The sequence below is a fragment of the Streptomyces sp. LUP30 genome (assembly GCF_001746365.1).
In the GTDB taxonomy this organism is placed as follows: domain Bacteria; phylum Actinomycetota; class Actinomycetes; order Streptomycetales; family Streptomycetaceae; genus Streptomyces.
This window is the reverse complement of the sequence record NZ_MJAJ01000009.1, coordinates 1-14,570: the sequence shown is the minus strand read 5'-3', so window position 1 is coordinate 14,570 and position 14,570 is coordinate 1. Positions and strand designations below refer to the sequence as shown.

The 14,570-nt window shown below is 68.9% G+C and carries 8 protein-coding genes and 2 pseudogenes; 4 read left to right on the top strand and 6 right to left on the bottom strand.

Going from position 1 to position 14,570, the window contains the following annotated elements; genetic code table 11:
• Positions 1-62 precede the first annotated feature (62 nt).
• The gene (locus tag BG482_RS10465; RefSeq protein ID WP_069768671.1) at positions 63-2,066 is read left to right on the top strand and encodes a ricin-type beta-trefoil lectin domain protein; all 2,004 of its coding nucleotides are present in this window, start codon (positions 63-65) and stop codon (positions 2,064-2,066) included.
• Between the two features lie 87 nt (positions 2,067-2,153).
• On the opposite strand, the gene BG482_RS10460 is transcribed toward BG482_RS10465, so the two are convergent.
• The 6 genes from BG482_RS10460 to BG482_RS10435 form a co-directional block, all read right to left on the bottom strand.
• Positions 2,154-4,208: an alpha-L-fucosidase gene (locus BG482_RS10460; RefSeq protein ID WP_069768670.1), complete on the bottom strand. Its 2,055-nt coding sequence runs from the start codon at positions 4,206-4,208 to the stop codon at positions 2,154-2,156.
• A gap of 397 nt (positions 4,209-4,605) precedes the next feature.
• The gene (locus BG482_RS10455) at positions 4,606-6,057 is read right to left on the bottom strand and encodes a serine/threonine-protein kinase (protein WP_069768669.1); all 1,452 of its coding nucleotides are present in this window, start codon (positions 6,055-6,057) and stop codon (positions 4,606-4,608) included.
• Between the two features lie 333 nt (positions 6,058-6,390).
• Positions 6,391-7,218 (bottom strand): PIG-L family deacetylase, encoded by an 828-nt coding sequence (locus BG482_RS10450; RefSeq protein ID WP_069768668.1) that lies wholly within the window; start codon positions 7,216-7,218, stop codon positions 6,391-6,393.
• 317 nt (positions 7,219-7,535) lie between these two features.
• The gene (infA, locus tag BG482_RS10445; RefSeq protein ID WP_069768667.1) at positions 7,536-7,760 is read right to left on the bottom strand and encodes a translation initiation factor IF-1; all 225 of its coding nucleotides are present in this window, start codon (positions 7,758-7,760) and stop codon (positions 7,536-7,538) included.
• Positions 7,757-8,548, bottom strand: coding sequence for an N-acetyltransferase (locus BG482_RS10440; protein WP_069768666.1), 792 nt, complete (start codon positions 8,546-8,548; stop codon positions 7,757-7,759). The genes infA and BG482_RS10440 overlap by 4 nt, the downstream gene beginning before the upstream one ends.
• 355 nt (positions 8,549-8,903) lie before the next feature.
• Positions 8,904-10,724, bottom strand: coding sequence for a glycoside hydrolase family 6 protein (locus BG482_RS10435; protein ID WP_069768665.1), 1,821 nt, complete (start codon positions 10,722-10,724; stop codon positions 8,904-8,906).
• Positions 10,725-11,293: 569 nt separating this feature from the next.
• Here BG482_RS10435 and BG482_RS40805 point away from each other — a divergent pair.
• The 3 genes and pseudogenes from BG482_RS40805 to BG482_RS10430 form a co-directional block, all read left to right on the top strand.
• A pseudogene (locus BG482_RS40805) lies at positions 11,294-11,621 on the top strand (cellulose binding domain-containing protein); the annotation flags it as partial.
• Positions 11,622-11,633: 12 nt separating this feature from the next.
• Positions 11,634-12,683, top strand: a pseudogene (locus BG482_RS40800) (glycoside hydrolase family 48 protein); the annotation flags it as partial.
• A gap of 1 nt (position 12,684) precedes the next feature.
• On the top strand, positions 12,685-14,570 hold a 1,886-nt coding region (locus BG482_RS10430; RefSeq protein WP_306286861.1), incomplete at both ends, for a glycoside hydrolase family 48 protein.

Genomic DNA, 14,570 nt, shown 5'->3' with positions numbered 1-14,570 from the left:
CGCGCCACGGCTGGTCGACACTCGCTGCGCTCCCTTCCCTGCCCCCCGCTCTGGAGAGCCGTATGCCCCGCACCGCTGCCCGAAAGTGGCTCAGACGCGTGACCGTCCAGACCCTCGCCGTCGGACTCACCGTCATGGGTCTGGCGACCCTCGACCGTCAGGCGGAGCCGTCGGGGCCCCTGTCCGCCGAGCCGACCGCCGTGAGCACGAGCCAGATGGACGTCACCCCTCCGCCGATGGGCTGGGCGTCCTGGAACTCCTTCTTCAGCAGCATCGACTCCACCGTGATCAGGCAGCAGGCCGACGCCCTGGTCTCGTCCGGCATGGCGGCGGCCGGCTACAAGTACGTCAACCTCGACGACGGCTGGTGGCAGGGCGCCCGTGACGCCAACGGCGACATCGTCGTCGACGAGAACCTGTGGCCGGGCGGCATGAAGGCGATCGCCGACTACATCCACAGCAAGGGGCTCAAGGCCGGCATCTACACCGACGCGGGCAAGCAGGGCTGCGGCTACTACTACCCCACCACCCGGCCGGCCGCCCCCAACACCGGTATGGAGGGCCACTACCAGCAGGATCTGAGCACCTTCCAGCGCTGGGGCTTCGACTACGTCAAGATCGACTGGTGCGGCGGCCGGGTGGAGGGACTGAACCAGGAGACCCAGTACCGGCAGATCTCCGCCGCGAACGACGCCGCCTCGGCGGTCACCGGCCGCAAGCTGGTGCTGTCCTTCTGCGAGTGGGGCACCGGTCTGCCCTGGAACTGGGCGACCGGCTACGGCGACCTGTGGCGCACCAGTGACGACGTCCTCTTCTACCAGGAGACGCCGGGCCTGACGAAGATGTACCGCAACTTCGACCAGGCCCTGCAGCCCGCCGCCCAGCACACGGGGTACTACAACGACCCCGACATGATGATGGTCGGCCTGAACGGCATGACCGCCGCGCGCAACCGACTGCACATGAGTCTGTGGTCGATCGCCGGCGCCCCGTTGCTGGCGGGCAACAACGTGGCCACGATGAGCACGGAGACCCGCGACATCCTCACCAACCCCGAGGTCCTGGCCGTCGATCAGGACCCGCGCGGACTGCAGGGCGTCAAGGTCGCCGAGGACACCCCCGGCCTGCAGGTCTACGGCAAGGTGCTCACGGGCACGGGCAAGCGGGCGGTGATGCTGCTCAACCGCACCGGCTCCGCCGCGAACATCACGGCCCGCTGGGCGGATCTCGGCCTGACCTCGGCGTCCGCGTCCGTACGCAACGCCTGGACACGCACGGCCGTCGGCTCCTTCGCCACCGGTTTCACCACCTCGGTGGGCGCGAACGACGCCGTGCTGCTGACCGTCTCCGGCACGGAAGCGGCCGGCTCCACCTTCGAGGACAACACCGCCGCCGCCACGCCGACCTTCGGTGACGTCACCGCCGCCACGGCGGGCACCAAGCTGGTCGACATCACCTACGCCAACGGCTCCAGCACCGCCCGTAAGGCGACCATCCAGGTCAACGGCCAGTACAGGTACGTCGTGGCCTTCCCGCCGACCGGCTCGGCGACCGCCTACCGCACCGTGTCCGTGCTCGCGCACCTGGCCAAGGGCACGAACACGGTGAAGTTCGCGGCCGTCACCGGCAGTTCCGCACCCGACGTCGACGCCGTTCGCGTCCAGGGCATCCCCGGCGCCGACGGCGTCGCCCTTGTCGGCTCGGCCTCCGGCCGCTGCGTGGACATCGACAAGAACACCCTCGTCAACGCCACCCAGGCCCAGATCTGGGACTGCTCCGGCGGACGCAACGAGACCTTCGCCCGAACCTCGCGCGGAGAACTCGTCGTCTACGGCGACAAGTGCCTGGACGCCGACAACAGCGGCACCGCCAACGGCACCAAGGTCATCATCTGGGACTGCACAGGCGGCCCCAACCAGAAATGGACCGCCAACTCCGACGGCACCCTTACCAACAACCTCTCGGGCCTCTGCCTCGACGCGTCGAACGCGGCGACCGCCAACGCGACCAAGCTCGTTCTGTGGACCTGCAACGGCCAGACCAACCAGAAATGGACCCTCACCTGACGTTCCGGGGGGGGCAGGGCCGGCCCGGCGCGGACCGACCCTGCCCCGGGTCACCGGCACACGGGTGTGCCGTCGGGGTGGGGCCTGTCAGGCGACCGGGCTGAACGTCCACAGCAGGTTGGTGCTCTGCTGCCACGTCCACTGCTTGGTCACGGCCCCTGCGGCGGCCATTCCACCGCCGTCGAGGACCAGGCCCGTGCTGCGGTTGGCGATCGAGTACTGGCCCTGGCCCCGGTGGGTGATCCGCCACTGCTGGGCGTCGCTGCCGTTCCAGGCCTGCTGACGGGCCGGGTCGCCGTTGCCGGTGGCGCCCCAGCCGTCGGCGACCATGCCGTTGGTGCGGTTGACGAGCCGGTAGTAACCGTTGCCGAGTTCGATCGCCTGCCACTGGAGATTGGTGTGCTCCACCGGATCCCACTGTTTCAGGGCGGAGCCGCCGGCGACCTTGCCGCCGCTGTCCAGCACCAGGTGGTTCGTGACGTTGGCCAGGCGGAAGTACTTGTCGGTCCTGAACATCACCTTCAGCGAGGCGATGACGTCGTTGTTGCCGGTCACCCGGAGGTCGGGGGTGTCCGAGGTGAACGTCCAGGCGGTGCCGGTGAAGTCGTCGCCGGAGTAGCCCTGCACCTGGAAGCCGTCGGGCACCAGGAGGGAGGAGGCCATGGCGGGCCCCAGGCCGGCGGCGGACAGCTGGGACGAGGTGTAGCTGCCCAGCGGCAGAACGGCGTGGGCGCCTTCGTAGCCGACGTTCTGGAACACCGTCGCCGAGACCCGCACGGGCATGCCCTGGACCTCGACGCACACCACGGAGTCGTCGGCGTTCGGCGCGGTGGCCGGCACGCTGACGTTGATCTGGTCGGTGACGGTGTACGGGAGCGAGACCGAGGGGTTGTTCAGCAGGTAGACGCGGCTGATCGTGTTGTCGATCGCCGGGATCCGCAGGCGGCCGTCCGTGGGCCAGGCGAAGACATGGGCGAAGAGCTTGCCGTTCTTCTTGGTGACCTTCCCCCATGCGGGTTCGACGGCGAACGGGCTGCCGCTGGTCCCGTGGACGCTGTCGCTGTGCGCCGACATCCATGAGGCCAGGCCGGTGAGGACGGTCTGCGTCCCGGAGGTGACCGAACCGTCGCCCTTGGGGCCGATGTTCAACAGGAGGTTGCCGTCCCGGGAGACCACCGTGACCAGTTCCTGGACGATGTCCTTCACGGATCTGTAGGAGTTCTCACGCGACGCGTTGTAACCCCAGGCGCCGTTCATGGTGGAGCACCGCTCCCACGGGCGGCCCATCGGCTCGGCGGGTATCCCGAACTCCGCGACCGCGTAGTCGCCGAGACCGTGGTCCCGCTTGACCCGTTCGTTGACGACGAGGTCGGGCTTGCGGGCGATCAGCCAGTTGTAGAGGTCGACGCCGTCCGACGACAGCCACCAGTCCTCCAGGGTGGGGCTGGAAGGTTCGCCGAACCAGTCGCCGTCGAACCACAGCAGCGCCGGGTCGTAGCGGTCCAGCAGTTCCTGGAGCTGTGCCTTCAGGTCGGTGATGTAGGCGGTGCGGGCGGCCTGGGAGGACATCGTGGTGAGACCGCCCTGATGGCGGTCCGTCTGGGAAGGGTGGTTCCAGTCGAGTATCGAGTAGTACAGGCAGAACTTGATCCCGCGGCTCTCGCAGGCCGTCTTGAGTTCCATGAGCGGGTCGCTCTGGACGCCGTTGTAGTCGTGCAGGTTGTACAGGTTGGCGGCCGTGGTGTCGGTGAAGCTCGCCACGTCGGAGTTCCACATGGCGAAGCCCTCGTGGTGCTTGGCGGTGATCACGAGGTACTTCATGCCCGCGTTCTCGGCCAGTTCGGCGATGGTGGCGGCGTTGAACCGGGCCGGGTCGAAGTTCTTGGTGACCTGGTTCTGGTAGTTCGCCTTGCTCCACTGCTGACTGTCGAACGCCCACTCGCCCTGGCCGAGCTGCGAGTAGGACCCGAAGTGGATGAACATCCCGAACCTGGCCTGGTACCACCAGTCCATCTTCGAGGGGACGGTGTACGCCTCGGCCGTGGAGGGCCACAGAACCTGCGGCAGCCCGAAGGCCGCCACTCCTCCGGCCAGGGCGGCGGCCTTCATCAGAGAACGTCTGCTGAGGGAGTCAGAGGGCATGGTGCGGCTCCATCTGTCGAGGTGGGGGATGACAGGACGCCAGGACCGGAGCGTCGACCGAACGGCCGTGCTCCGCGTCGCCCCAGAGTAGACATCGGATGGATTTATAGGAGACCGACGGCAGCCGCGTCTACACCTGAGACGAGATTGACCCGGAAGACCGAGAAGATCGGGGTCGCACCAGGGGTTCTTGAGCCCGGAAGATCAGGCACTCGTCAACGAATCCGACCATACATAGGATGTATATAAGGCGTGAAGCTCTTCCCCTGCGTGGGCCCTGGCTCGGATGGGACCGGGCACCTCACCTGCCCGTCCTCGATCCGTCCCAGCCGGCCCGACACGACCCGCCCCGCACCGCACCGCCCCGCACCGCCCCGCACCGACCCACCCCGCACCGTCAGTCGGTCTTGCCCGGCTTCCGGTGCTTCTTCTCCTTGGGCTTCAGCTCCGCCTTCGCGGCGTTCCCGGCGTTCTCCGGATTGCCCGACTGCTTACCGGATGTGGCCGGCTTCCGCTCGGCCTGTGCTCCGCTGCCGGACCTGCTGTCGACAGACATGACCGTCGCATGGACCGGCTTCGGGCTCATGCCGCCGGAAGGGGGCCGGACACCGCGCACGGAGGCGGCGTCACGGAGGGGTCCGTCAGAGGTGTCGTGGGCCGAGGCCGACGGAGTCCTCGGAGGCGCGGAGGAGTCGTTCCTTCCGGCGGAGCCGCCTTCGGAGTCGGCGTTCTCGGCAGGACGGGTGACCGCTCCTGTGGTGTTCCCGTCCCTCCCCTGGTACGGCAAGCCGTCGGTGGCGGCGAGAGCGGCCGCCATGACCGTGGCCAGCGCCACGGTTCCGCCCATCACCAGGACCCGGCCACGCGCCGGAGCCGCCTTCGCGGCGGCTCGCACCGGGGCCGGCAACGCGTCCAGGTGCGTCGCGTCGTCGTCGTGCGCCGGTTTCCGGCTCCGCACCAGGGCTGTGGCGTCGGCCGCCGACGCCGTCGGGGCGGTGGGCCCGTCGGGCGCGGAGACGGTCATGTCGGCCAGGGCGGCCAGCGTGCGGGCGCAGTCCGGCGCCGACGGACGGCTCTGCTCGTCCAGGGCGGTCATGTCCCTCAGCAGATCAGCGAGTTCGCTGGGCAGGGCGCCCGGCAGTACGGGCTCGCGGTGGAGTCGCGCGATCGCAGCTTCGAGGGGGCCGCCGTCGTACTCGAGCCGGCCCGTGAGGCATTCGAGGAGCACGAGTCCCAGGGCGTAGACGTCGGCAGGCCGACCGACGGGCCGACCCAGCACCTGTTCCGGAGCGAGGTACGCGGCGGTGCCGACGAGGGTTCCGGTGGCGGTCCGGGTGGTGGCGTCGAGCAGCCGGGAGATGCCGAAGTCGGTCAGGTAGGGGCGACCCGAGAGGTCGAGAAGGATGTTGGACGGTTTGACGTCTCGGTGGACGATCCCCGCCTCGTGGGCGTGTGCGAGGGCCCGCGCGAGGTCGGCTCCCAGCGTCGCGGTCTCCTCGCAGGGCAGGGCGCCTTCGGCGATGCGGGCTTTGAGCGTGGAGCCTTCGATCAGTTGCATGACCAGGTAGGCGCGGCCGTCATGCCGTCCGGCGTCGTAGGCGGTGACCAGCCCGGGATGCTGCAACCGGGCGAGGATCACGGCCTCGCTCTCGGAGCTCTTCTCCGACTCGACACCGGTGCCGGGCCGGAAGACCTTGACCGCCACGGCGCGCCTCATCCGCAGGTCGAAGCCACGGTAGACATCCGCCGCGCCGCCCGATCCGATGCGAGCGTCCAGGCGGTAGCGACCGGCCAGTATCTCGGCGGAACACCGGGAGGCCAACGCCAGAGCCGACTCGCGGAGCCGCATTCCATCACCTCATGCTTCGACGCACCATTGCTGCGCGCTCCCGTCTGTCGAGGCACGCCGGACGCGGGTACCCACCAGACGCCGGCCTACCCCCGAATCGCTCGGCAGCCGGTCGTGCCCCCGGGCGGCCCGCTCGACGCTCACACCGGCTGCGCCGAGCGGCCGCCCCAGGAGGGATCGCCCAGCCCGCCGCCCGGCTTCTCAGTGACCGCGCCTCCTGTGTGACGGGAGCGGTCCTCCCGGTCGACGAGGCCGGGGCGACGGGTGGCCGGGGCGACGGCGACTCGCAGGCGAGCTCTTCCGGCGCTCCCGGGCACGCGGGGGTCGGGCGGATCAGCGCAGTCCGGCGAAGAGGTCGTTCTCCGGGACGGCCGCGCCGGTGGTGTCCTGCACGCGCACGAAGGTCTCGACGCCCATCAGCTCGGTGAACCTCTCCTGGCCCATCTTGAGGAAGAAGATGTTCTCGCCCTGGCTGGCGTGCGCGGCCAGCGCATCGAACTTCTGGCCTCCGAAGGCGGACGTGTCCACCCAGGTGGTGATCTCCTCGTCGGGGAGTCCGATCTCGGCCATCTCGGCGGCCTCGGCGGGATCCGGCTCCTGCCCGCCGAACTCGCGCATGACCTCCCCGAACCGCTGCATCATCGAACGGGGCGCCGTCGTCCAGTACACCTTCGGTGTCAGCTCGGTCATCGCCAGCGCCGCCATCGTGATGCGGTTGGCCTGGATGTGGTCGGGGTGGCCGTAGAAGCCGTTCTCGTCATAGGTGACGACCACGTCGGGCCGGTAGCGCAGCAAGAGTTCCGCGAGTCGGGCAGCGCCCTCCTCCACGGGCGTCCGCCAGAAGGATCCGGGGGCGTCGTTGGTCGGCCAGCCCATCATCCCGGAGTCGGCGTAGTCCAGCATCTCCAGGTGACTGATCTTCAGGACCTCGCGGCTCGCCTCGAGTTCTTGACGCCGCATCAAGGCGACGGCCGCCGGATCATGCCCGGGATCGCCCGGCTTCACGCCCCCCGGTCCGTCTCCGCAACCACCGTCGGTACACGTCACAAGGACCGTGCGCATGCCCTCAGCCGCGTATCGCGCGAGGACGCCTCCCGTTCCCGTGGCCTCGTCGTCGGGGTGGGCGTGCACCGCCATGAGCGTCAAGGGCGAGTCGTTCATGAAACAGTCCTCCTGTGTGAAAAGGTCCCGGTCCAAGTCCGCGGCGGGCGTCGAGCGGTCGCCCCTCAATATCAGACGTCGGATGACGGGCGTACCGCGGACCCGGGGCCATGGATCACGTCGGGACGGCCTGTCGATCTCTGTGCGCCCCGCCGTCCGCGACGCCGGGCTCTTGTGAGGTGCAACAACGCCGGGCGCACCGGCTGTTCCCGGTGCGCGCCTGTGGTGCGGCGTCGTCGGCCTCGGTCGGCCCCCGGTCACGGAGGGACCGTGACCGGGGGCGGGGGATCAGCCGTCGCGGAAGGAGCCGACCGCCGCTAGTTCCGGTACCGGAACACGATCCGGCCGCGCGTCAGGTCGTACGGCGGGAGCTCCACCAGCACCCGGTCCTCCAGCATGATCTTGATGTAGTTCTTGCGGATCCTGCCGCTGATGTGCGCGAGCACCTGATGGCCGTTCTCGAGCTCCACGGTGAACATGGCGCTGCGCAGACACTCGACGACCTTGCCCTCGACTTCGATGACGTTCCTGTTCCTCGTCATCGCACCAGCTCGAGGTTGCTGCTCGTCGGCCGGGCGCCGATGCCCTCGAACAGCGCCGAGGCCGCTTGGTCGCCCTCGTGGACCTCGGTCCATGCCTCGGCGGCCCCGGAACGGTGCAGCGTCCCCAGCGCGTGGGCCAGCAGCGCCCGCGCGATGCCGCGGCGCTGCTCTCCGGCCCGCACCGCGACCAACCCGATGCGCGGCCGTTTCACCCTCACCACCCGGATCAGACCCAGGTAACGGTCCGGCGCAGCGGCCACCGCGTAGACGGACGGGTCGACGATGGTGTGGCCGTCGAGGCCGGGAACGACCTCCGCGGGCATCGACTGCCACCCGACGGTCGCCTCGACTTCGTCACGGATCGCGCGGTCCACCGCCCTCAGCAGCCTCTCGTCCGCCTGACCGGCGGGCACGATCGTCACGCCCGGGGGCGGCAGGACCGCTTCGAGCCCGGTGATCCGCGGGTCGGTGGGCACGACGTACTCCCACTCGCGGCGCCGGACCGAGAACCCGGCCCGCCGCCAGGCCGCCGTCAGCTCGACGTCGGCTTCGTCGACCACCGTGTGCAGGGGCGCCGGCAATTCCGTCAGCATCGCCTGGGCGAGCCGGTCGAAGGCGGCGTCGTGCCAGGCGTCCACGCTGACGAACAAACGTCCGTCGGGCCGGTGCTCCGCATGCCCCCGGCCGACCACCAGGTCGTCATCCAGTGCATGCCATTGCCTGTCCGCGACGCGCGTGATCATCACCGCGCTCTCGCTCAGGCCAGGGGTCGAACGTCTGGTATTCATCGGAGTCTCCTTCCAGGAGTGCCTCGATCTCAGGCGCTCCTGGCGACACCGAACGTCAGCCGCCGGACCGTGACGGGTTGAGGGAGCACCCACGGGTAACTGTGTTCACGGGGCTCACCTCCATACGACGATTTCACGGTCCACCGCGAAAGTAGCAGCGGGGCGCGAACGCCTCAAATCCTTTTCCACGACCTCGTCCAGGCGTCACCGACCCTCTCCGGGACCCGAGTCGGCCGCGAAGGCGGGATCAGGCACATCAGGCCTTCGGCGTTGCGCTGCCCCGGACGCACATGGTTCCGCCGGGTCCGGTCCTCATGGGGGCCCGGACCCGGCGGACGTTCACCGCGTCAGAAAGTTACGGCAGCGGCGGGTAGGCGTTCTGCATCAGCTGCTGGAACTGGGCGGAGAACCAGTGTCCGGCGAGCGGCGAGTTCGGCAGTGCGCCCGTGGGGTTGTTGCCGTTGCGGGCGTTGCCGCCGTAGGTCGGGTCGCACATGCGGTCGAAGCCCTTGCCCTCGTCGTTGGGGACGGCCGCGCTGTTGCCGTCCGACTCCCCCGGCGGCTTCACCCACACATAGGCGTCCACGCCGGCGGCCGGAGCCGCGGTGGGCCGCTGACCGAGTCCAGCGCCGCTCTGGTTGCACCAGTTGCCGGCGTGGATGCGCCGGTCGGTCCGGCTGCCGTTGACATAGTCGTCGACGGAGGTCGTCGGGCCGGGACCGGCGGGCCGGGCGGAGCCGCCCCAGCCGTTGCGGGAGGTGTCGATCAGCATGCCGAGGCCGGAGTCGAACCCAGCGGCGACGAGCTTGTCCCGCAGCCCCTGCGCGAACGACTGCTCGTCCACGTACTGGTTCCAGTCGACCCACTTCGACTGGCGGATGGTCTGCCCGTTCACCGTGTCGGTGATCTTGAAGTTGGGCTCCTTGACGGGGCTGTAGTTGGCGGTGTTGACGATGAACCCGGCCACGTCGTGCACGCTCGCGCCGTTGCTGGTGGCGACCTTGGCGAACTCCTGCACCGCCGGAGCGAGGTTGCTGTCCCAGCCGAGCCAGCCGTGGTGGCCGGCGTCGATGTAGTTGTAGACGTTCGCGATGGCGCCGAGCTTGTCGAGGGCGTAGGAGACGCCCTTCTCGTAGTTGCCGTTGCTCTTCATCGTCACGCAGGCGTCGGTGGTGGTGTTGGTGCCGCCGGCGTTGGTGACCAGGTTGGGCAGCGAGTCGGGCTCGATGACCGTGGCGATCCGCAGGCCCGCGTACTTCGGGTCGGACAGGATCGAGGCGATCGGGTCGATGTACTGGCTCTTGTACTTGTCGAGGTCGTTCGGTCCGAGTTCGCCGTTGGAGGCCAGGGCGGCGCAGTCACGGCCCGGCAGGTCGTAGATGACCAGCTGGACGACGAGCTCGCCGGAGCCCTTCTGCTTCAGCGCCTCGTCCAGGTGGGCGCGCAGGCCCATGCCGCCGGCGACACCGTTGATGGCGGCCATCCGGTCGAGCCAGACGGCGGTGGACTGGTTGGCGATGCGGCTGCCGCCCGGCTCGGCGGCGGCCCTGGCCGACCACTCGGGGTTCACATAGCCCTTGGCACCGACGTAGGGGTTCGCGACACGGCCGTCCGTGCCACCGCCGTCGTCGCCTCCCGTGCCCCCGCCCGTACTGCCGCCGGTGTCGCCTCCGGTGCCTCCGCCGGTGTCGCCTCCCGTGCCGCCGCCGGTACCGCCTCCCGTGCTTCCGCCCGTGCCGCCGCCCGATCCGCTTCCGTCGTCGACGTTGCAGGTCACGCCGTCGAGGGTGAACGTGGCGGGGACGGCGTTGGAACCGCTGTAGGCGGCCTGGAAGCCGAAGCTGACGGAACCGCCGGTGCCGAGCGTGCCGTTGTAGCTCTCGTTGGCGGCCGTGACGGCGGCCCCGCTCTGGGTGACCTTCGCGTTCCAGCCGTTGGAGATCCTCTGGTTGCCGGCGTACGACCACTTCACCGACCAACCCGACTTGGCCGCGCCGTTGTTGGTGATCGTCACGGCGGCGGTGAAGCCGGTGTCCCACTGGTTCTGCACCTTGTAGTCCACCGCGCAGGGCACGGAGGCGGTGGCCGCCCCGGCCGGCGCCGTGAGGAGCGCAGCCCCGGAGGCTCCGGTCAACAGCGCCAGCGCGGCGAGCAAGGAGATGTTGGTGCGACTCATGAGAACGGTTCCTTCTGCTTCGGGGATTTCTTCACTGGTTGAGCAGGCACAGGCGTTCGCGCAGCTTGGTGCCCCACGACGCCGGTACGGCGCGTGGTCGTGATCAGGAAGGGCTCACCGGAAAATCGGTCCGGTCGTCGTGGACCGGCCCGTGCGGGGCGCATGGTCGCCGTCGTTCCGCGGGCCGGCGACGGTGTGCTCCACGGCCCAGGGCATCGCTACCTGCGGCCGCCCCGTCGGGACGGCCGACGTCGCGACGAGCGCGTCCGCGCCCACGGCGGATGCAGGGTGCGAGGGTGGGGGGTGTCGCATGAGCGACTCCTTCAGCTTGGCGCGCCGTGATCGGTGCGTCGACTGGTTGGAACCGCTCCCACTGGTGCGAAGGAAGTTAGCGCCAAGTGGCCCGGTTGCACAGGGGGAGCGCTCAACTTCCTTTGAACCACATGCTTCTGGGCTTTCGACTCTTCAAGCTTCTTGACCGCCGCACCCCGCATCCCCATTATGGGAGCGCTCCCACTGGCCAAGACTTGTCCTTCCCCGAGCCGCAAGCCGCTAGGAGGAACCAGTTCATGGATCCCGGACGCAAACGCACCACCCTTCGGCGCGTGTGGACCGCCGCGGCAGCCGCATTGGCCTTGCCCCTGTCGATGCTGGCCACCGGCACAACCCCCGCACAGGCAGCGGGTGTTCAGTGCAATGTGGACTACAAGACCAATGACTGGGGCTCCGGTTTCACCGCGGATCTGACCCTCACCAACCGCGGCACGGACGCCATCAACGGCTGGACGCTGACGTACTCCTACGCGGGCAACCAGAAGCTGTCGAACGGCTGGAACGGCAGCTGGGCGCAGTCCGGTCAGCAGATCACGGTGAACAACGCGTCGTACAACGGGACGATCGCGGCGGGCGACGCTGACGTACTCCTACGCGGGCAACCAGAAGCTGTCGAACGGCTGGAACGGCAGCTGGGCGCAGTCCGGTCAGCAGATCACGGTGAACAACGCGTCGTACAACGGGACGATCGCGGCGGGCGCGGCGGTCAGCACGGGTGCGCAGTTCACCTACAGCGGCACGAACGCCGCTCCCGCGAGCTTCTCGGTCAACGGCACCGCCTGCGTCGGCGCGCACCAGCCGCCGGTCACGGTGCTGACCAGCCCGACCGCGGGCGCCGTCTACACGCAGGGCGAGGCGGTGCCGCTCGCGGCCACGGCGGCGGCCGCGGACGACGCGACGATCAGCAAGGTGGAGTTCTACGACGACACCAAGCTGCTCGGCACGGACACGAGTGCGCCGTACACGTTCTCCGCCACCGACTTGGCCGTAGGGAGTCATTCGCTCATCGCCAAGGCGTACGACAGCCTGGGCGCGTCCGCAGAGTCCACCCCGGTCGGCGTCACGGTCGCCTCGGGCCCGACCGTGGTCACCACGCCCACCCAACTGGGCGTCCAGCAGGGCAAGACGGGCACCTACGAGGTGAAGCTGTCGAAGCAGCCGAACGCGAACGTGACGGTGACGACGGCTCGGGCGAGCGGCAACTCGGGCCTGTCGATCACGGGCGGCGCGAGCCTCACCTTCACGCCCTCCAACTGGAGCACCGCCCAGAAGGTGACCGTCACCGCGGACGCCTCCGGCACCGGCCCCGCCGTCTTCGAGTCGACGGCCCCGGGGCACGCCAAGGCCTCGGTCACCGTGACGGAACTGGGAGCCACGAAGGCGTACGACGCCCGGTTCCTGGACCTCTACGGCAAGATCACCAACCCGGCGAACGGCTACTTCTCCCCCGCGGGCATCCCCTACCACTCGGTCGAGACGCTGATCGTCGAGGCCCCCGACCAGGGCCACGAGACCACCTCGGAGGCCTACAGCTACCTGCTGTGGCTGCAGGCCATGTACGGCAAGGTCACCGGCGACTGGTCGAAGTTCAACGGCGCCTGGGCAATCATGGAGAAGTACATGATCNAAGGCGTACGACGCCCGGTTCCTGGACCTCTACGGCAAGATCACCAACCCGGCGAACGGCTACTTCTCCCCCGCGGGCATCCCCTACCACTCGGTCGAGACGCTGATCGTCGAGGCCCCCGACCAGGGCCACGAGACCACCTCGGAGGCCTACAGCTACCTGCTGTGGCTGCAGGCCATGTACGGCAAGGTCACCGGCGACTGGTCGAAGTTCAACGGCGCCTGGGCAATCATGGAGAAGTACATGATCCCCACCCACGCCGACCAGCCGACCAACTCCTTCTACAACGCSTCCAAGCCGGCCACCTACGCCCCGGAACTGGACACGCCGAACGAGTACCCGGCCAAGCTGGACACCGGTGTCTCCGTGGGCTCGGACCCCATCGCCGGTGAACTCAAGAGCGCCTACGGCACCGACGACATCTACGGCATGCACTGGCTCGAGGACGTCGACAACACCTACGGCTACGGCAACGCGCCCGGCAAGTGCGAGGCAGGACCGACCGACACCGGTCCGTCCTACATCAACACCTTCCAGCGCGGCGCACAGGAATCGGTGTGGGAAACGGTTCCGCAACCGACCTGCGACGCCTTCAAGTACGGCGGCAAGAACGGCTACCTGGACCTGTTCACGGGCGACTCGTCCTACGCCAAGCAGTGGAAGTTCACCGACGCCCCCGACGCCGACGCACGCGCCGTGCAGGCCGCCTACTGGGCCGACACCTGGGCCAGACAGCAGGGCAAGGCCGCCGACGTCTCCACCACCGTCGGCAAGGCCGCGAAAATGGGCGACTACCTGCGCTACGCCATGTACGACAAGTACTTCAAGAAGGTCGGCAACTGCGTCGGACCCACCGCCTGCCCGGCCGGCACCGGCAAGGACGCCTCCCACTACCTGCTGTCCTGGTACTACGCCTGGGGCGGCGCCACCGACACCAACGCCGGCTGGGCCTGGCGCATCGGCTCCAGCCACACCCACGGCGGCTACCAGAACCCCCTGGCCGCCTACGCCCTGAGCAACAACGCCGACCTCAAGCCCAAATCAGCGACCGGACAGGCCGACTGGGCCAAGTCACTCGGCCGCCAACTGGAGTTCTACCGCTGGCTGCAGTCCAGCGAAGGCGCCATCGCCGGCGGAGCCACCAACAGCTGGGCCGGCCGCTACGCCACTCCCCCCACCGGCACCTCCACCTTCTACGGCATGTACTACGACCAGCAGCCCGTCTACCACGACCCCCCCTCCAACCAGTGGTTCGGCTTCCAGGCCTGGTCCATGGAACGCGTCGCCGAGTACTACCAGCAGACCGGCAACCCGGCCGCCAAGACAGTCCTCGACAAGTGGGTCGCCTGGGCACTGTCCAAGACCACGATCAACCCCGACGGCACCTTCCGCATCCCCTCCACCCTGCAATGGTCCGGCCAGCCCGACACCTGGAACGCCTCCAGCCCCGGCGCCAACACCGCACTGCACGTCACCGTCGCCGACTACACCGACGACGTCGGCGTGGCCGCCGCATACGCCAAGACCCTGACGTACTACGCCGCCAAGTCCGGCAACACCCAGGCCAAGACCACCGCCAAAGCCCTCCTGGACGGCATGTGGACCAACGACCAGGACGCCCTGGGCATCGCCGTCCCCGAAACCCGCGCCGACTACAACCGCTTCAACGACAGCGTCTACGTCCCGAGCGGCTACACCGGCAAGATGCCCAACGGCGACGCCATCGACTCCACCTCCACCTTCGCCTCCCTGCGCTCCTTCTACAAGAACGACCCGGCCTGGTCGAAGATCCAGGCCTACCTCGCAGGCGGCGCCGCCCCCGTGTTCACCTACCACCGCTTCTGGGCCCAGGCGGACATCGCCCTGGCCATGGGCTCGTACGCGGA

Coding starts and splice junctions, on each gene's coding strand:
- BG482_RS10460 (WP_069768670.1), bottom strand. CDS start 4,208: ATGCCCTCTGACTCCCTCAGCAGACGTTCTCTGATGAAGGCCGCCGCC.
- infA (WP_069768667.1), bottom strand. CDS start 7,760: ATGACGAGGAACAGGAACGTCATCGAAGTCGAGGGCAAGGTCGTCGAG.
- BG482_RS10435 (WP_069768665.1), bottom strand. CDS start 10,724: ATGAGTCGCACCAACATCTCCTTGCTCGCCGCGCTGGCGCTGTTGACC.
- BG482_RS10450 (WP_069768668.1), bottom strand. CDS start 7,218: ATGAACGACTCGCCCTTGACGCTCATGGCGGTGCACGCCCACCCCGAC.
- BG482_RS10455 (WP_069768669.1), bottom strand. CDS start 6,057: ATGCGGCTCCGCGAGTCGGCTCTGGCGTTGGCCTCCCGGTGTTCCGCC.
- BG482_RS10465 (WP_069768671.1), top strand. CDS start 63: ATGCCCCGCACCGCTGCCCGAAAGTGGCTCAGACGCGTGACCGTCCAG.
- BG482_RS10440 (WP_069768666.1), bottom strand. CDS start 8,548: ATGAATACCAGACGTTCGACCCCTGGCCTGAGCGAGAGCGCGGTGATG.